The sequence below is a fragment of the Rhodococcoides corynebacterioides genome (genome assembly GCF_019834675.1).
GTDB classification, from domain to species: Bacteria; Actinomycetota; Actinomycetes; order Mycobacteriales; family Mycobacteriaceae; genus Rhodococcoides; species Rhodococcoides corynebacterioides_A.
This window is the reverse complement of the sequence record NZ_JABUBU010000009.1, coordinates 19,786-36,411: the sequence shown is the minus strand read 5'-3', so window position 1 is coordinate 36,411 and position 16,626 is coordinate 19,786. Positions and strand designations below refer to the sequence as shown.

At 70.7% G+C, this 16,626-nt stretch carries 18 protein-coding genes and 1 pseudogene; 2 read left to right on the top strand and 17 right to left on the bottom strand.

Translation table 11 applies throughout. From position 1 onward, the window contains the following. Nucleotides 1-2: 2 nt before the first annotated feature. The 5 genes from HQ603_RS11410 to rpsB all read right to left on the bottom strand — a co-directional run bounded on the left by HQ603_RS11410 (nt 3) and on the right by rpsB (nt 4,241). Nucleotides 3-884 (bottom strand): phosphatidate cytidylyltransferase, encoded by an 882-nt coding sequence (locus tag HQ603_RS11410; RefSeq protein WP_222684658.1) that lies wholly within the window; start codon nt 882-884, stop codon nt 3-5. Beyond that, nucleotides 881-1,438, bottom strand: a complete 558-nt coding sequence (gene frr, locus HQ603_RS11405) for a ribosome recycling factor (protein ID WP_068151319.1) — start codon at nt 1,436-1,438, stop codon at nt 881-883. The genes HQ603_RS11410 and frr overlap by 4 nt, the downstream gene beginning before the upstream one ends. A gap of 52 nt (nt 1,439-1,490) precedes the next feature. Then, nucleotides 1,491-2,213, bottom strand: coding sequence for a UMP kinase (pyrH, locus tag HQ603_RS11400; protein WP_068151321.1), 723 nt, complete (start codon nt 2,211-2,213; stop codon nt 1,491-1,493). A gap of 168 nt (nt 2,214-2,381) precedes the next feature. Then, the gene (gene tsf, locus HQ603_RS11395) at nt 2,382-3,206 is read right to left on the bottom strand and encodes a translation elongation factor Ts (RefSeq protein ID WP_222684657.1); all 825 of its coding nucleotides are present in this window, start codon (nt 3,204-3,206) and stop codon (nt 2,382-2,384) included. 138 nt (nt 3,207-3,344) lie between these two features. Then, nucleotides 3,345-4,241 carry a 30S ribosomal protein S2 gene (gene rpsB / locus HQ603_RS11390; protein ID WP_222684656.1) on the bottom strand — a complete coding sequence of 299 codons (897 nt, stop codon included), beginning with the start codon at nt 4,239-4,241 and terminating at the stop codon, nt 3,345-3,347. Nucleotides 4,242-4,380: 139 nt separating this feature from the next. Here rpsB and HQ603_RS11385 point away from each other — a divergent pair. After that, nucleotides 4,381-4,989 (top strand): annotated as a pseudogene (locus HQ603_RS11385) (peptidoglycan DD-metalloendopeptidase family protein); the annotation flags it as partial. Between the two features lie 115 nt (nt 4,990-5,104). Here the strand turns inward: HQ603_RS11385 and HQ603_RS11380 are convergent. From HQ603_RS11380 to HQ603_RS11365, 4 genes are all read right to left on the bottom strand, one after another. Next, nucleotides 5,105-6,280, bottom strand: coding sequence for a MinD/ParA family ATP-binding protein (locus tag HQ603_RS11380; RefSeq protein ID WP_222684655.1), 1,176 nt, complete (start codon nt 6,278-6,280; stop codon nt 5,105-5,107). Nucleotides 6,281-6,419: 139 nt separating this feature from the next. Then, a complete protein-coding gene (locus HQ603_RS11375; RefSeq protein WP_222684654.1) occupies nt 6,420-7,388 on the bottom strand; it encodes a tyrosine recombinase XerC in 969 nt (322 codons plus the stop codon). Further along, a complete protein-coding gene (locus HQ603_RS11370) occupies nt 7,327-8,097 on the bottom strand; it encodes a siderophore-interacting protein (protein ID WP_222684653.1) in 771 nt (256 codons plus the stop codon). Before HQ603_RS11370 ends, HQ603_RS11375 begins: the two co-directional genes overlap by 62 nt. Before the next feature lie 92 nt (nt 8,098-8,189). Beyond that, nucleotides 8,190-8,534 carry a histone-like nucleoid-structuring protein Lsr2 gene (locus HQ603_RS11365; protein ID WP_222684652.1) on the bottom strand — a complete coding sequence of 115 codons (345 nt, stop codon included), beginning with the start codon at nt 8,532-8,534 and terminating at the stop codon, nt 8,190-8,192. 252 nt (nt 8,535-8,786) lie between these two features. Here HQ603_RS11365 and HQ603_RS11360 point away from each other — a divergent pair, with 252 nt between their 5' ends. After that, entirely contained in the window at nt 8,787-10,163 is a 1,377-nt protein-coding gene (locus HQ603_RS11360) for a DNA cytosine methyltransferase (protein ID WP_222684651.1), read from the top strand. Here the strand turns inward: HQ603_RS11360 and dprA are convergent. From dprA to HQ603_RS11320, 8 genes are all read right to left on the bottom strand, one after another. After that, entirely contained in the window at nt 10,053-11,150 is a 1,098-nt protein-coding gene (dprA, locus tag HQ603_RS11355) for a DNA-processing protein DprA (protein ID WP_222684720.1), read from the bottom strand. The two genes, HQ603_RS11360 and dprA, sit on opposite strands and share 111 nt — an antisense overlap. Nucleotides 11,151-11,188: 38 nt before the next feature. Further along, nucleotides 11,189-12,718, bottom strand: a complete 1,530-nt coding sequence (locus HQ603_RS11350) for a YifB family Mg chelatase-like AAA ATPase (RefSeq protein WP_222684650.1) — start codon at nt 12,716-12,718, stop codon at nt 11,189-11,191. Next, nucleotides 12,718-13,131, bottom strand: a complete 414-nt coding sequence (locus tag HQ603_RS11345; RefSeq protein WP_222684649.1) for a YraN family protein — start codon at nt 13,129-13,131, stop codon at nt 12,718-12,720. Before HQ603_RS11345 ends, HQ603_RS11350 begins: the two co-directional genes overlap by 1 nt. Nucleotides 13,132-13,283: 152 nt before the next feature. Then, the gene (locus tag HQ603_RS11340; protein ID WP_027505026.1) at nt 13,284-13,589 is read right to left on the bottom strand and encodes a DUF2469 domain-containing protein; all 306 of its coding nucleotides are present in this window, start codon (nt 13,587-13,589) and stop codon (nt 13,284-13,286) included. A gap of 7 nt (nt 13,590-13,596) precedes the next feature. Continuing rightward, the gene (locus tag HQ603_RS11335; protein WP_222684648.1) at nt 13,597-14,325 is read right to left on the bottom strand and encodes a ribonuclease HII; all 729 of its coding nucleotides are present in this window, start codon (nt 14,323-14,325) and stop codon (nt 13,597-13,599) included. Then, nucleotides 14,322-15,074: a signal peptidase I gene (lepB, locus tag HQ603_RS11330; RefSeq protein ID WP_222684719.1), complete on the bottom strand. Its 753-nt coding sequence runs from the start codon at nt 15,072-15,074 to the stop codon at nt 14,322-14,324. The genes HQ603_RS11335 and lepB overlap by 4 nt, the downstream gene beginning before the upstream one ends. A 118-nt stretch (nt 15,075-15,192) precedes the next feature. Beyond that, the gene (gene rplS, locus HQ603_RS11325) at nt 15,193-15,534 is read right to left on the bottom strand and encodes a 50S ribosomal protein L19 (RefSeq protein WP_068150377.1); all 342 of its coding nucleotides are present in this window, start codon (nt 15,532-15,534) and stop codon (nt 15,193-15,195) included. A gap of 193 nt (nt 15,535-15,727) precedes the next feature. After that, nucleotides 15,728-16,597, bottom strand: coding sequence for a hypothetical protein (locus HQ603_RS11320; protein WP_222684647.1), 870 nt, complete (start codon nt 16,595-16,597; stop codon nt 15,728-15,730). Nucleotides 16,598-16,626 lie beyond the last annotated feature (29 nt).

Here is a 16,626-nt window from a genome sequence, read left to right as displayed (position 1 = left end):
GCTCAGACGAACGCGGCAAGAACCAACCAGGTGACCAGGATCGACGGCAGCACCGAGTCCAGGCGGTCCATCAGCCCACCGTGGCCGGGGAGCATGGTGCCCATGTCCTTGATGCCCAGCTCGCGCTTGACCTGGGACTCGACCAGATCACCGAGCGTCGCGGAGAACACCACCAGAACACCGAGCAGCACGCCGATCAACGGGTTCGCATCCAGCAGGAAGGCCACGGTGCAGGCGGACCCGATCACGCACAGCAGCAGCGAGCCGCCCAGTCCCTCCCAGGACTTCTTCGGACTGATCGCCGGCGCCATCGGGTGCCGGCCGAACAACACGCCGGCCGCGTACCCGCCGACGTCGGAGCACACCACCGCGATCATCAGCACCAGGACACGGGCGCCGCCGTCGTCGTCGATGCACAGCAGCGCCGCGAACGCGCCGAACATCGGCAACCACGACAGCACGAAGAGCGACACGGCGCAGTCACGCAGGTAGTTGCGGGGCGCCTCGTGCAGCCCACCGGACAGCAGACGCCACACCATGGTCACCAGCACCGACGACGCGAACGCGGCGAACGCGCCCGTGGCCCCGAGAGGCAGGGTCAGCCAGATCATCACCTGACCGCCGACGATCAACGGGATGCGCGGCACCAGGATGTCGGCCTCGCGGAGCCGCTTGGTGACCTCCCACGACGCCACCGCGACCGCGACGGCGGCCACGCCGACGAAGGCGATGGGGACGAAGACGAGGACGACGATGAGCATGACGCCCAGTGCTCCGCCGACCGCGATCGCCGCGGGCAGATCGCGACCGGCCCGCGATGTGGACTTCGCCGTGGTCGTCCGGGCCGCCGGATCGCCCTGCTCGGGTTCGCTCACGGAGGTCATACCTCCATCAGTTCCGCTTCCTTGTTCTTCACGATCTCCTCGACCTGCGCGACGTACTTCGACGTCGTCTTGTCGAGTTCCGCTTCCGCGCGGGTCACGTCGTCCTCGCCGGCTTCGCCGTCCTTCTGGATGCGCTTGAGCTCGTCCATCGCCTTGCGGCGGACGTTGCGGATGGACACCTTGGCGTCCTCGCCCTTGCCCTTGGCCTGCTTGACGAACTCGCGGCGACGCTCCTCGGTGAGTTGTGGCACCGAGATGCGGATGATGTGGCCGTCGTTCGTCGGGTTGACCCCGAGGTCCGAATTGCGGATCGCCGTCTCGATGGGACCGAGCTGACTCTGCTCGTACGGCTTGACGATCACCATGCGCGCTTCCGGCACGTTGATGCCCGCGAGCTGCGTGATGGGGGTCAAGGCCCCGTAGTACTCCACCATGACCTTGGCGAACATGCCCGGGTTGGCGCGGCCGGTCCGGATCGAGGCCAGGTCGCCCTGCGCGACCGAGACGGCCTTCTCCATTCGCTCCTCGGCATCGAAGAGTGCTTCGTCGATCACGACCGTTCCTTCCGATAGTTCGCTCGCCCGGTCACTGACCGGGGCCGGATGACTACTTGACCAACGTGCCGATCTTCTCACCGGCCACCGCACGTGCGATGTTCCCCTCGGTGAGCAGATTGAACACCATGATCGGCATTCCATTGTCCATGCAGAGGCTGAACGCGGTGGCGTCCGCGACCTTCAGACCCTTCTCGATCACCTCGCGGTGGGTGATCTCGGTGAACATCGTGGCGTCGGGGTCCACCTTCGGGTCGGCCGAGTACACGCCGTCGACCGCCTTGGCCATGAGAACCACCTCGGCACCGATCTCGAGGGCGCGCTGCGCGGCCGTGGTGTCGGTGGAGAAGTAGGGCATGCCCATGCCGGCGCCGAAGATGACGACGCGCCCCTTCTCGAGGTGACGTTCCGCGCGCAGCGGGATGTACGGCTCGGCGACCTGGCCCATGGTGATGGCGGTCTGCACGCGCGTCGTGATGCCCTGCTTCTCGAGGAAGTCCTGGAGTGCGAGGCAGTTCATGACGGTGCCGAGCATGCCCATGTAGTCCGAGCGCGAGCGGTCCATCCCGCGTACCTGCAACTCGGCGCCGCGGAAGAAGTTGCCCCCACCGATGACCACGGCGACCTGGGCGCCGGACCGCACGACCTCCGCGATCTCCTCGGCCACCTTCTGCACGACGTCGGGGTCGAGACCGACCTGCCCGCCGCCGAACATCTCACCGCCGAGTTTGAGCAACACTCGTCGGAAACCGGGTCGCGCCGTCTCGTCGGTCACGATACCTCTCCTGTCCGTCGTGGAATCGGGTGCCTGCAGGGCATCTTGCCCCATGGTCCGGTGGGTCGGCGGCGCCGCCCGCACTCCACAGCGGACGGTGCCGCCCACTCGAGGTGAGTGGACGGCACCGTCGACGCCGATCGTGGCGGTTCGGCTACGACCGTCGGCTCAGTTGGAGCCGACCTCGAAGCGCACGAAGCGGGTGATGGTGACCCCGGCGTCCGCCAACATCGCCTTGACCGACTTCTTGCTGTCCTGCACGGACGACTGCTCGGTGAGCACGACGTCCTTGTAGTACCCGTTGACGCGACCCTCGACGATCTTGGGCAGCGCCGCCTCGGGCTTGCCCTCCTCGCGCGCGGTCTGCTCGGCGATGCGACGCTCGCCCTCGACGACGTCCTCGGGGACCTCGTCGCGCGTGACGTACTTGGCCTTGAGTGCGGCCACCTGCATCGCGGCGCCGCGAGCGGCCTCCGCGGCGGCGTCGCCCTCACCGGTGTACTCGACGAGCACGCCGACGGCGGGGGGCAGGTCCGCGCTGCGCTTGTGCAGGTAGGTCGCGACCGGGCCGTCGAAGGAGACGACGCGACGGATCTCGAGCTTCTCGCCGATCTTGGCCGAGAGCTCCTGCAGTGCGGTGTCGACGGTCTTGCCGTTCAGGTCGAGCGCCTTCAGCGCGTCGACGTCGGCCGGCTTGCCCTGCGCCGCGACGTCCGCCACGGACTGCGCGAACGCCTGGAACTCCTCGTTCTTGGCGACGAAGTCGGTCTCGGAGTTGATCTCGACCAGGACACCGTCCTTGGCCACGACCAGTCCCTCGGCGGTGGACCGCTCGGCACGCTTGCCGACGTCCTTCGCGCCCTTGATGCGCAGCTGCTCGACGGCCTTGTCGAAGTCGCCGTCGTTGTCGGCGAGCGCGTTCTTGCAGTCCAGCATCCCGGAGCCGGTGAGCTCACGGAGCCGCTTGACGTCGGCGGCGGTGTAGTTCGCCATCTGGTCCAGCCTCCCAGTAGAAGTTCGAGTGAAAGATCGATCAAGAGCCCGTCCCGGTGTCTCACACCGGGGTGAACGCGGGGTGACACAGAACGAGACCCGGCGTACCGCGAGGGGTGCGCCGGGTCTCGTCTGGCATCAGCTCTGGGCGTTCGACGCGTCCGCGGCGGGAGCCTCGGCGGCCGGAGCGTCCGTGACCGGAGCGTCCGTCGCGGCGGGGGTCTCCGCAGCGGCCTGCTGCGTGGCCTCGGCGGCCGGGGACGCCTGTGCGAGCTGCTCGAGCTCCCACTCGGCGAGGGGCTCGCCGGCGCCGACCTCGGGCTTGTCGTCCGCGCCGGAGTTGCGGCCGGCACGGGCCTGCACACCCTCGGCCACGGCGGACGCCACGACCTTGGTCAGCAGTGCGGCGGACCGGATCGCGTCGTCGTTGCCCGGAATCGGGTAGTCGACCACGTCGGGATCGCAGTTGGTGTCCAGGATCGCGATGACCGGGATGTTCAGCTTGCGAGCCTCGCCGACGGCGATGTGCTCCTTGTTGGTGTCGACGACCCACACGGCCGACGGCACCTTGCCCATGTCGCGGATACCGCCGAGGGTGCGGTCCAGCTTGGTCATCTCACGCGTGAGCATGAGGATTTCCTTCTTGGTGCGACCCTCGAAGCCACCGGTCTGCTCCATGGCCTCGAGCTCCTTGAGGCGCTGGAGGCGCTTGTGCACGGTGGAGAAGTTGGTGAGCATGCCGCCGAGCCAGCGCTGGTTCACGTAGGGCATGCCCACGCGGGTGGCCTCGGCCGCGATCGATTCCTGCGCCTGCTTCTTGGTGCCGACGAAGAGGACGGTGCCACCGTGGGCGACGGTCTCCCTGACGAACTCGTACGCCTTGTCGATGTACGTCAGCGTCTGCTGCAGGTCGATGATGTAGATGCCGTTGCGGTCGGTGAAGATGAATCGCTTCATCTTCGGGTTCCAACGGCGGGTCTGATGCCCGAAGTGCGCGCCGCTGTCGAGCAGCTGCTTCATGGTCACAACAGCCATGGCTGTGCGTCTCTCTTTCTCTGCCGGTTGATGCACGGTGTTCGACCCCGCGAGGGGTCGAGGTAATCCGTGCCCTGGCACTCGCCGTTCGCCGGAACCCGTGGAAGACGGGACCAGCCGACGAACACGTACCCGAGCGATGGCCGGGTGCGACGAGCGCGCGAAGTCGACCTGTACGGACAGGTCGCATCGATCAGTGTACGACGCGTCCGCCGCAGGTCATAACCGGCCGTCCACAGCCCGCCCGCGCCGGACCGCGCCGTCCCCGGGACGCCCCGCGCGGCGGCGGCGGGCCCGCGGCGACGGGCAGGGTCGTGCCATGCCGATTCTCGCGCACACCCGCGTCCGGTCCGCCGGTCGTTCCGGGGCGGTCGTCCTGCTCGTCCTGCTGGTCCTGCTAGTGCTCGGCTCCCTGTCCGCGGGTGCCTCCGCCGCGGATCCCCGGCCGTTCCGGTGGCCGCTGGATCCGCGGCCCGTCGTCGTCACGGCGTTCGCACCGCCGCCGGAACGGTGGCTGCCCGGCCACCGCGGACTCGATCTCGACGGCGGTCCGACGCCGGAGCCGACGGTGCTCGCGGCGGGCGACGGAGTGGTCGTGTTCGCCGGCGTCGTGGCCGGTCGCGGTGTCGTCTCGCTCGACCACGGCGACGTGCGCACGACGTACGAACCCGTCCGACCCCTCGTCTCCCGGGGCGCCCGGGTCCGCGGGGGACAGCCGATCGCCGTGCTCGAGGACGGCCACGCGTCGTGCCCCGTGGCACGGTGCCTGCACTGGGGCGCCCGACGCGGCGACACCTACGTGGACCCGGCGTCGCTCCTGCGGGCCGGTCCGATACGGCTGAAGCCGACGGCGCGGCGGTGGGTCACCAGGCGCGCAGGGCGTCCGGGGCGGCCGGGACCGCGTGCCGGCCACCGGCGGCCGGGAAGTCGTCGGCCATCATCGCCGCGAGTTCGACGAAGGCGTCCCGGGTGCGTGGGCGCAGCCGGTCCAGCTCGACCACCGACCCCTCCGCGAGATGCTCGTCGAACGGGATGACCACGACGGCGCGGCACCGCGCCAGGAAATGACGCTTCAGTTCGTCCATGTCGATGCTCGCTGCACCCGGCCGGTTCGCGCTGACGACCACCACCGTGCGCTCGACGAGGTGCGCGTAGCCGTGCAGACCGAGCCAGTCGAGGGTGGCGGCGGCGCTACGGGCCCCGTCCACCGCGGGCGAACTGACGAGGACCAACGCGTGGGCGAGGGACAGCACCCCGTCCATGGCGGAATGCATGATGCCCGTTCCGCAGTCGGTGAGCACGATGCCGTAGTGCGTGCACAGCGTCTCCACCACCGCGCGGTAGTCGCGGTCGGTGAACGCCTCCGAGGCGGCGGGGTCACGCTCCCCCGCCACGACCTCGAGCCGGGACGACGACTGCGAGGTGTGCAGGCGGATGTCGGCGTAACTGCGGATCCACGGACGCGCGGCCAGCAGGTCGCGCACCGTCGACGTGGTCTGACGCGGGACTCGCTCGCCGAGCGTGCCGAAATCCGGGTTGGCGTCGACGGCCACGACGTTGTCGCCGCGCATGGACGCCAGCACCGACCCCAGTCCGACGGTGACGGTGGTCTTGCCGACGCCGCCCTTGAGCGACAGCAGCGCGATCCGATAGTCACCGGACACGGGCTGGGTGATGCGCTCGCGCAGGTTCCGGCGCCGCACCTCGGCGGCCGACGCGCGTCGGCCCAGCATCGTGTCGACGGCCCGACGCCATCCGGTGGGCGCCGACGGCGACCCGCTCGGCACGGGACCGGGTCGAGGTCCCGTGCCCTGCGACCCGATGCCCGCGGAGCCGTGGGACCGGGTGTGCCCGGGGCCCGGGTGTGCGGGGTCCTGGTATCCGTAACCCTGGTAACCGGCACCCTGATAGCCGGGGTTCTGGTGTGCGGGGCCCGGCGCCGGGTGAGGGCTGGGCTGGGGCGCGGGTTCGGGCGTGGATTCGGGCGGCAGCCACGCCCCGTCCGTCTCGTCGAATCGGGCCGGGTCGAATCGGGTCATCACGCCTCCCCTCGTGGGTCCCGGCGCGGCCTCCCCCGTGCGCGCGCCCGTCGGGACGAAACGCTACCAAAGGGCCCCCGGGCACCGGGTTCGACAGGGAACCGGGTCGACGCGAGGCCGCCGCTCCGTCTCTCGGCGTCTACGCGCGCGGGTGCGCCCGGTCGTGCACGGCGCGCAGTCGATCCACCGACACGTGCGTGTAGAGCTGGGTGGTGGCCAACGACGCGTGACCGAGCAGTTCCTGCACCACGCGCAGATCCGCCCCGCCCTCGAGCAGGTGCGTCGCGGCCGAGTGACGCAAGCCGTGGGGTCCCAGATCGGGGGCTCCGGGCACCGCCTCGAGAACCCGGTGGACGACGGTCCGGGCCTGACGCTGGTCCAACCGGCCGCCGCGCGTCCCGAGCAGCAGCGCGCTGCCCGAGCGCGGCACCCACAGCGCCGGGCGCCCCACGTCGAGCCAGGTGCCGAGCGCCCGGTCCGCCGGCAGCCCGAACGGCACGACGCGCTCACGGTCGCCCTTGCCCAGGACCCGGATCACCCGGCGATCGCGATCGACGTCGTCGACGTCGAGCCCGCACAGTTCACCGACACGGATACCCGTCGCGTACAGCAGTTCCACGATCAGGTGGTCCCGCAGCGCGAGCGGGTCGTGTTGTTCGGCGCCGAGCGCGGCGGCGGCGAGCGCGTCCGAGGCCTCGCCCGCCCGCAACACGCCGGGCAGGGTTCGGTGCGCCGCCGGGGCCACGAGCGAGGAGCCGGCGTCGGCGGCGGTCAGCTCGGCGTCGGCGAGCCACGCGGTGAACGTGCGTATCGAACTCACCCGGCGGGCGACGGTGGTCCGCGCGGACCGTCGGGAGACGTCGGCGAGCCAGGCGCGCAGCGCGCGTCGGGTCAGCACGTCGTCGAGACGCACGGCGGGGTCGTCCGGGTCGACGTCCAGGAACGCGAACAGCGAACCGACGTCGGACAGATACGCCCGCACCGTGTGCGCCGAGCGCCCCCGCCGGTAGGTCAGGTGGTCGGCGAACCGCGCGAGAAGAGCCGAGTCAGGCTTCGGCGGCCGCGAGTTCCCGCTTCCACGTACGGAATCCCTCTTCGCTCCGGCCACGACGCCAGTATCCCGAAATCGAGGCCCACTCGGCCGGAACGCCACGCTCGCGCCGCAGATACGGGCGCAGATGATGCATGACGGTCTCCGCCTCGCCGTGGACGAAGACCTGTACCGGACCGGGCCGCCAGTCGATCGCGCGCACCGCGGTCACCAGCGGAGCGTCTCCGCCGACGACGTCGGCGGGCGCCACGTCGGCCGTGGCACCCCGATGCACCCATTGCACGTCGATTCCGACCGGCGCCGCGATCGGCACCTCCTCGCCGGGACCGGCCACCTCGATCACGGCCACACCGCGGGCGTCGCCGGGCATCGCGCGCAGCGCGGCGGCCAGGGCGGGCAGGCCGGTCTCGTCCGCGGCCAGCAGATGCCACTCGGCGTCCGCGCGGGGGGCGTAGGCACCGGCGGGTCCGAAGAACGAGAGCTGCTGTCCCGCCGCAGCGCTCGACGCCCAGGGTCCGGCCACGCCGGTGTCGCCGTGCACCACGAAGTCGATGGCGATCTCCCGCGCGACGGGGTCCACGACACTCACCGTGTAGGTCCGCAGGACGGTCTCACCGGCCACGTCGAAGTGCAGCTTGACGTATCCGTCGGTGAACTCGACGGGCTCGAAGTCGTCGAAACCGGGGTCGCCGAGGACCACCCGGACGAGGTGGTCCGTCAGTCGCTCGGTCCGCCGGACCGTCAGGGTGGTGATGCGTCGTGCCACGAAGTCTCCGATCGCGCGCCGTGCGCGCCGTCGAGTAAGTCTTACCTAAGTCTCACTCGAGGGTAACGCACGGTCGCGTCGACCGGGGTCCGTCAGTGAGCGGCGTCGTACGCGTCCTGGATCTCCTGGCTGATGCGACCGCGCGTGGAGACCTCGAAGCCGTTCTCCTTGGCCCAGGCCCGCACGTCGCTCAGGTTCTGCCGGCTCTTGCTCCCGCCGCCCGATCCGGAGGCGCGACGGGTCTTCCGGCCGCCGACCTTCTCGGCGTGTTCGATCCAGAAGGCGAATTGGTCGTACAGCTCGTTAGCGTGCTTGTGATTGAGATCGATGGAGTAGGAGACCCCACCGACGGAGAACTCGACCGTTTCGCCCTGTCCGTCCTTGATCAACGATCCGTCGACATCGTCGATCATTTGCACCGTCGTCCGCCGCGCCATTTCTCGCTCCTTCGTCAGCCCCCGTGAATTGTTTCGAAGATAACAGATCGCCGGGGTCGATCCGGGCGCGGACTCGGCATCGGTCGGGCGGTTTCGTCGAAAATCACGCAACGGCCGTTGCATTTCGCCGCACGCGATTCGCGAAACCCCGGCCGACCGCGGCGACGCAGCGCACGATCGGTGCCCGGTAAACTCGCCGGACGACACTCCCGTCGAGGTCGTCGACGGCGAGCCGGGGAAAGGACCGAGTCCATGGCGCAGAACGGAATTGCGCCGACCGGTCGTTACGATTCGCCCGGTCGGTTCACCTTCCTGGACCTGTTCAGCGGTTCGGGTGGCATGAGTTGCGGTTTTCACCGGCACGGCGCGTTCGAGGTCGTGGGCGCCGTGGACGCGCAACTCGGAAAACCGTCCAGTCCGCGCGGGTCGCTCGAATGCAATTCCTCCTACGCCGCGAATATCGGCCGCGCGCCCCACGAAGTGGATCTGGGCATCGTTTCGGCGCGAGAGTTGTCCGCGCTGATCGCCCCGGCGCTGGCCGGACGGCCCCTCGACGTCCTCAGCGCCTGCCCACCCTGCACCGGGTTCTCCCGCGCCAATCCGACGAATCACGCTCGCGACGATCCCCGAAATTCGTTGGTGGCCCGCGTCGCCGACATCGTTCGGGAGTTCCGGCCCGCGGTCGTCGTGATGGAGAACGCGCGCGAATTGGTCGGGGGCAATTTTCGCGGTCACCTCGAGGCGCTGCGCCGGAGCCTGGAGGCGGACGGATACGTCGTGGACGCCACCGTGCACATGTTGTCCGACCTTGGATTGCCGCAGAAGCGGGAGCGCTCGGTGATCGTCGCGGTGCGCGGCGACCGCCCGGCGATCACCCTCGGCGATCTCTGGGCCGGGTGGAGCGTCCGGCCGGAGGCGGTGACCGTGCGGCGCGCGATCGGCGACCTCCCGCCCGTGGAGGCCGGTGTCGCCCACCCCGACGACCCCCTGCACGTCTCCCCCAGCATCGGTCGCGAGTCCACCCGCCGCCGCCTGCGCGCGATCCCGCACGACGGGGGGTCGTGGCTCGATCTGGGATCGACACCCGGCGGCGAGGCCCACCTCACGCCGGCGATGCGGCGGTCCATCGCCGCAGGCCGGCTCGGATCGCACCCCGACGTCTACGGGCGTCTGTGGTGGGACCGCCCGGCCCCCACCGTCAAACGCGAGTGCGGCCACTTCGGCAACGGGCGCTACACGCATCCGGAGCAGGACCGACTCTGCACGGTGCGAGAACTGGCTCTGCTGAACGGCTTTCCGGCGGACTACCGGTTCCGGGCACGCTCGCTGTCCAACCTGTACCGCCACATCGGTGACGCCGTGCCGCCGCTGATCTCGGCGCAGCTGGCGACGATCGCCGCGTGGATGCTCGGCGACGACCACACGCGCGTGCCCACCCCGCACGACGCCGTGCTGGCGGGCACGTCGCTGCGCATGGCGGACATCGTGAGCGACCCCGCGCTCGACGCGGCCCCGGTGTCACCCGCTCACTCGGACCCACCCGGTTCTGCCCCGACGGACGTACCCCTCGACCTCGAGGACCACCAACGCCGACCGCACCGCGGCCACCGGCACGCCGGAGGCGAGTGAGATCTCCTCCGGCCCGGCCGGCCCCGCCGTCGGCAGTGCCTCCAGGGTCAGCGCCGCCGTCTCCGGGAGCGCGTCGAGCCGCCGACCGAACAGCGAGTCCCGCTCGTCCGACTCCGACGCTCCCGATCCCACCGGACCGATCTCGGAAACCACCTCCTGCGCCCCGGTCACCAGGATCGCTTCCCCCTCCCGCACCATGCGATGACATCCGGCCGAGGAGGCGGACGTCACCGGACCGGGTACCGCCACCACCGGCCGCCCCACCGCCCGCGCCCACGACGCGGTGTTCCGCGCGCCGCTCCGCCACCCGGCCTCGACCACCACCACACCGTCCGACAACGCGGCGACCAGACGATTGCGGGCGAGGAACCGATACTTCGCCGGGGTGGTCCCGGGCGGGTACTCGCTGACCACCGCGCCCTGGTCGGCGATGCGGTCCAGCAGACGAGCATGGCCGGACGGGTAGGCCCGGTCCACCCCGCACGCCAGGACGGCCACCGTTGTCCCTCCCACCCCGAGGGCCGCGCGATGCGCCGCACCGTCGATGCCGTACGCGGCACCCGAGATCACCGTCCACCCGTCCACCGCGAGGTCCCCCGCGATCTCCGCCGTCACGTGATCGCCGTACGACGTCGCGGCGCGGGTCCCGACGATCGCCACCGCCCGTTCGGTACACGTCGCGAGGTTCGCCGACCCGAGCACCCACAACGCCAGGGGCGCGGCGGCATCGCGCCGCGCCACCGCATCGAGTCGATCGAGGCCGGTGACGCGCCACGCCGGCCATTCCGGATCGGTCCGCACCACCAGTCGCCCACCGAGCCGGGTCAGCGTCGCGAGCGCCTCGGCGGGGTCGACACCCGCCCGCGCGGCCACGCGGTCGCGCAGCGCGCCCGGGACGTCACCCGACCGCACCGCGGACGCGGCGTCGACCACACCCCGCCGGGCGACGAGCCGGTCGAGGTCGGGTGAGGGACCGAGCGCCACCATCGACAGGTACGCCCACGCCGTCCGCTCCTGCTCCGTCGTCACGTGCGTGCTCCCGTCGTGTCGGCCGGACTCTGCTCGCGGAAGGACATCGCCGCGAGCACGCAGTCGACCTGCGGCACGGGCGCGCCCTGGAGGTCCGCGAGGGTCCACGCCACGCGCAGGATGCGGTCGGCACCGCGTGCGGTGATCGCGCCGCGCCGCAGCGCCCGTTCGATCGGGGTCAGGGCGTCGCGGGACAGCCGGAACCGTTGTCGCAGAGCCGCTCCCGGCACCTCCGCGTTGGTGTGCCAGCCGTGCTCGCGCCACCGCTCGCGCGCCGCCGCCCGCGCTGCGGCGACCCGGTCGCGCACGTCGGCCGAACTCTCCCCCGGCCCGTCGGCCAGCAGACCCCCCGCGTCCCCGTGCATGGCGAGACGCAGGTCCACCCGATCCAGCAGCGGGCCGGACAGCTTGCCCAGATACCGGCGCCGCGCCGCCGGAGCACACACGCACGCCGCGGCGCGCGGGGCGGCGCACGGGCACGGATTCGCCGCGAGCACCAGTTGGAAGCGGGCGGGATACCGCGCGACGCCGTCCCGTCGGGCGATGCGGACCTCGCCGTCCTCGAGCGGGGTCCGCAGCGCCTCGAGGACGCGCACCGACATCTCCGCACATTCGTCGAGGAACAACACGCCGTGGTGCGCGCGACTGACCGCACCGGGTCTCGCCACTCCGCTGCCGCCGCCGACGAGCGAGGCCACGGTGCTGGTGTGGTGCGGCGCGACGAACGGCGCCGCGGTGATCAGGGGGCGCTCCGGCGTGAGCGTCCCCGCCACGGAGTGCACGGCGGTCACCTCGAGCGCCTGTTCCTCGGTCAGCGGGGGCAGCAATCCCGGCAGTCGTCCGGCGAGCATGGTCTTCCCGATGCCGGGCGGCCCGGTCAGCATGAGGTGGTGGGCACCGGCGGCCGCCACCTCCACCGCCCAGCGCGCGTCCGCCTGACCGGCGACGTCGGCCAGGTCCTCGTAGCGGTCGGCTCCGACCTCGGTCGCCGATTCGGGAACGGCGAGATCGCCGCGGCCCCGCATCCAGTCGACCACCTCGCGCAGATGCGACGCACCGCGTACCTCGATGCCGCTCACCAACCCGGCCTCGGCCAGACTGCCGGTGGGCACGATCACCCGGGTCCGCTCGGCCCGGCGCGCGGCCAGCACCGCGGGCAGGATGCCGCGTACCGTCCGCACCCGCCCGTCCAGAGCCAGCTCCCCCAGCAACACCGTGGTGAGCAGCGGGTCCGCGGGAACCACCCGCGCGGCACCGAGCACCGCGCAGGCCATCGCCAGGTCGTAGACGGACCCCACCTTCGGCAGCGTCGCCGGCGACAGCGCGAGCACCACCTTGGACACCGGCCAGTCCTGACCCGAATTGGTCACCGCGGCCCGCACCCGATCGCGGGACTCCTGCAGCGCGGTGTCGGGCAGGCCGACGACGTGCACCCCGGGCAGCCCGCGACCCACGTCGGCCTCGATCTCCACCAGAACGCCGTCGATCCCGGTGACCGCCACGGAGAACGCGCGCCCGAGCGCCATCAGAACGCCCCCGGCAGGTGCGTGATGCGCGGGTCGGCGCCGTCGGTCACGATGACCTCGACGATGTCGAACCGCACCGGAACCCAGGGACCCGCTCGCTCGGCGAGCCACAGTCCCGCCAGACGGTGCAGCCGCGCCGCCTTGGCCGGCGTGACGGCTTCCGCCGGGGTACCGAACGCCGTGCCCGACCGCGTCTTCACCTCCACGAACACCACGGTGTCGCCGTCCGCGGCCACGATGTCGATCTCGCCGTGCCGACTCCGCCAGTTGCGGGTCACCACGTCCAGGCCCACCGCCGTCAGGAACGTCGCCGCGGCGTCCTCCCCGAGCCGCCCCACGTCCTGCGCGGCCGATCGAGCGGCCCCCTGCTGCGACCGCCGATCACGTCCGGCCGTACTCGTGTCCCTGCCCACGTGTGTCCACCCCTCGCCCCGCGCACCGACCGTCGATGCGGGGACTCACTGTGGCGGAGATCGACGACGACGAACCGGCGTCGAGCAGGGTCGATGATCGACCTGTGGAGAACGCGCGCCCCGGGGACACCCGAGACCGCGGGTGGCGAGTTCTACTCGGGCAGACGCAGATCGGGCTTGTCGAGCTCCTCGATGTTCACGTCCTTGAACGTGATGACGCGGACGTGCTTGACGAACCGTGCGGGTCGGTACATGTCCCACACCCAGGCGTCCGACATCCGCACCTCGAAGTAGATCTCCCCGTCGGCGTTCCGCGGAATCATCTCCACCGAGTTGGCGAGGTAGAAGCGTCGCTCGGTCTCCACCACGTAGGTGAACTGGCCGACGATGTCGCGATATTCGCGGTACAGCGACAACTCCATCTCGGTTTCGTACTTCTCGAGATCCTCGGCACTCATGCTCACATCATCCCGCATCGACCGCGGTCGGTCGTACCCGCCCCGCTGTGTCTCCGGCACCGGCGTTCTCGAGGCAGGCGACGTTGGCCCACGACCGGCGATGGTGGTCGCACGGGCCGAGCCGCGCGAGGGCGTCGGTGTGGGCGGTGGTGTTGTAGCCCTTGTGCACCGCGAACCCGTAGCCGGGGCGCTCGACGTCCAGTCGCCGCATGATGCGGTCGCGGTGGACCTTGGCCAGCACGCTCGCCGCCGCGATACACGCCGCCGTGGCGTCGCCCCCGATCACCGGCAGCGACGGCACGGGCAGGCCGGGCACCCGGAATCCGTCGGTGAGGACGTAGCCGGGGTCGACGGACAGTCCGGCGACCGCCCGGCGCATGCCCTCGATGTTGGCGACGTGGATACCGATGCGGTCGATCTCCTCGGCCGGCACGGTGACGATGGAGTAGGCGGTGGCCCAGCGAATCACCTGCGGGAACAACGCTTCTCGGGTCGGCTCGGTGAGCTTCTTGGAATCGTCGATAGCCTCGAGCGCCGTCCGTGCGCGATCGCCGAGAATGCAGGCCGCCACCACCAGGGGGCCGGCGCACGCCCCGCGGCCGGCCTCGTCGACTCCCGCGACCGGTCCGAGCCCGCTGCGCAGCAGCGCCGATTCCATCGTGCGCAGTCCGCCGGCGCGTCGGATCACCGTCCGAGGCGGCCACGACGTACGCGAGAGTCGGACGAGCGTGGTCACCGCTGCTGGATGTCCGGATCGTCGATGAGACCCCAGCGTCCCGGCGGCAGGACGATCGCCTGCGCCTTGCCGATGACGTTGTCGAGCGGGACGGTGCCCTGCAGCTCGTCGGCCACGTGGTAGCGGGAGTCGGCGGAGTTGCTGCGGTTGTCCCCCATCACCCAGACGTTGCCTTCGGGCACGGTGACCGGGCCGAAGCATCGGCCCGAGCGGATGGGGGTGTCGCACGTGGACGAGCCGGGAACGAAGTCGAAGTCCATGGTGACGTAGGGCTCCTCGAGCGGCTGACCGTCGACCAGCACGCGGCCCTGCTCGTCGCAGCACTCCACGGTCTGACCGCCCGTCGCGATGACGCGCTTGACCAGGTCGTTCTCGTCGGGCGCGACCAGCCCCACCAGCGAGCCCAGTTCCTGGGCGCCGCGCACCACGACGTTGGACGACCGGGTGGAGACGTAGTCCCCGTCCCACGAGGGCGGCCCGCGGAAGACGACGACGTCACCCGGCCGGGGATCGCCGAACCGGTAGGACATCTTCTCGACCACGATGCGGTCGCCGGTGCAACCGTTGCACCCGTGCAGAGTGGGTTCCATCGACTCGGACGGAATGAGATAAACCCGCGCGACGAACGTCTGCAGCAGGAAGCTCAGGACCAGGGCGACCAGGATCAAAATGGGAAGTTCGCGCCAGAACGACCGCTGCTTCCCGGACTCCCGCCGGGCTCGCCGGCCGTTCTCGTCGTCTCCGGTCACCGGGGTCTGCGAGTCCGTCACGCGTACACACTAGCGGGCCCGCGAACGACGACGGCCGGGCCTCGGGAGTACGTTCCCGAGAACCCGGCCGGTCGATGCAGCGGTCGGCGCGACGAGGTCAGCGCTTTTCCTTGATCTTCGCGGCCTTGCCACGGAGCTCGCGGAGGTAGTACAGCTTGGCGCGACGCACGTCGCCGCGAGTCAGCACCTCGATCTGGGCGATGTTGGGCGTGTGGACGGGGAACGTGCGCTCCACGCCGACGCCGAAGGACACCTTGCGGACCGTGAAGGTCTCGCGGATGCCGCCACCCTGACGTCGAATCACGACGCCCTTGAAGATCTGCACGCGCTCCTTGGAGCCCTCGATGACCTTCACGTGCACGTTCAGAGTGTCGCCGGGGCGGAACTCGGGGACGTCGCTCCGCAGCGACTGCTTGTCCAGGAAGTCCAGGGTGTTCATGTCTCATCCTTGCTGTGACGTTCGCCGAGCAGAGGACCCGAGCGGCGACCGCCGATCGCGAGATCGACGGCGCTCGACTGGTTCGTGCTCCGAATGGGTGTCCCCCGCCGTCCGAGCACGCCGCAGCGCACCCGTCCTCGGGCAACCCCACAATTGTGCCAGAGGAGGCGGCGACTGCGGAAATCGCGGCCGCTCACCCGGCGGCGACGCTCTCCCGGTCGGAGTCGGTGGCCCTCTCGGCGTGCGGGGGCGGAGCCGGGACGACGATGCGGTCGAGCACGTCCTCGGCCGCGGTCCGGACGTGCTCCGCGTCGGGTCGTCCCGCGATGAGATCCTGCGTCCAGATCTTGGCTCGCACGACGGGTCGGCGGACGTTCCGCTCGCGCCGCACGGCCCGCGCCATGCGCTTGGGTCGGCGGGTGTAGCGCCACCGGGCCCACGGCGATCCCGGCCGACCGAGCCGGAGGGCCCCGATCAGCAGCAACGGCAGGAAGAACAGTCCCACGAGGCCGGTCCAGATCTTGCCCTTGGCGAGCACGATGGCGGCCAGCAGGAGATTCAGCGCGGCCAACGCGACGATGAGCGCGCGCACGACCGGATTCGGATCGTCCCGGAACCCCGCGACGTCGAAGAACTCGAGCGGCTTGAGGCCGAACAGCAGCATGATCGTGACCGCCACGGCCACGAAGACGGCGTCCACCGAGGTCCGTCCCTGCTCCGCCCAGTACACGTCCTCGAGGTAGAAGATGAGGGCGAACTCGTCGAGCACCAGGGCGGCGCCGATGCCGAAGAACGTCGCCAGCACCGCGCCGGTGGTCTGTGTCCCGTCGGTGTACACCGCGATGAGCGCGACGCCGGAGACGAGCATGCACACGGTGCCGAAGACGACGTGGTGCACGTGGTGTCCGCCGGGCGTGACGTTGCCCGGCCACCACCGCACCTGTGCCCGGATCATGCGCACGCTGAAGCGGATGAACGCGAAGCCGACGACGAAGCCGGCGAGGAAGAACAGCAGTGGAATGCGGCCCTCGGCCGACACGTGATCGATCCACCGCGTGATCATCCTCGGCCACCTCCCACCGATCACCCCTC

What these genes read in the sequence shown, in the direction of transcription:
- rpsB (WP_222684656.1), bottom strand. Translation starts at nt 4,241, where the DNA reads ATGGCTGTTGTGACCATGAAGCAGCTGCTCGACAGCGGCGCGCACTTC.
- HQ603_RS11350 (WP_222684650.1), bottom strand. Translation starts at nt 12,718, where the DNA reads ATGGCGCTCGGGCGCGCGTTCTCCGTGGCGGTCACCGGGATCGACGGC.
- HQ603_RS11365 (WP_222684652.1), bottom strand. Translation starts at nt 8,534, where the DNA reads ATGGCGCGGCGGACGACGGTGCAAATGATCGACGATGTCGACGGATCG.
- dprA (WP_222684720.1), bottom strand. Translation starts at nt 11,150, where the DNA reads ATGGTGGCGCTCGGTCCCTCACCCGACCTCGACCGGCTCGTCGCCCGG.
- HQ603_RS11320 (WP_222684647.1), bottom strand. Translation starts at nt 16,597, where the DNA reads ATGATCACGCGGTGGATCGATCACGTGTCGGCCGAGGGCCGCATTCCA.
- HQ603_RS11360 (WP_222684651.1), top strand. Translation starts at nt 8,787, where the DNA reads ATGGCGCAGAACGGAATTGCGCCGACCGGTCGTTACGATTCGCCCGGT.
- HQ603_RS11410 (WP_222684658.1), bottom strand. Translation starts at nt 884, where the DNA reads ATGACCTCCGTGAGCGAACCCGAGCAGGGCGATCCGGCGGCCCGGACG.
- HQ603_RS11340 (WP_027505026.1), bottom strand. Translation starts at nt 13,589, where the DNA reads ATGAGTGCCGAGGATCTCGAGAAGTACGAAACCGAGATGGAGTTGTCG.
- tsf (WP_222684657.1), bottom strand. Translation starts at nt 3,206, where the DNA reads ATGGCGAACTACACCGCCGCCGACGTCAAGCGGCTCCGTGAGCTCACC.
- rplS (WP_068150377.1), bottom strand. Translation starts at nt 15,534, where the DNA reads ATGAACACCCTGGACTTCCTGGACAAGCAGTCGCTGCGGAGCGACGTC.
- HQ603_RS11380 (WP_222684655.1), bottom strand. Translation starts at nt 6,280, where the DNA reads ATGACCCGATTCGACCCGGCCCGATTCGACGAGACGGACGGGGCGTGG.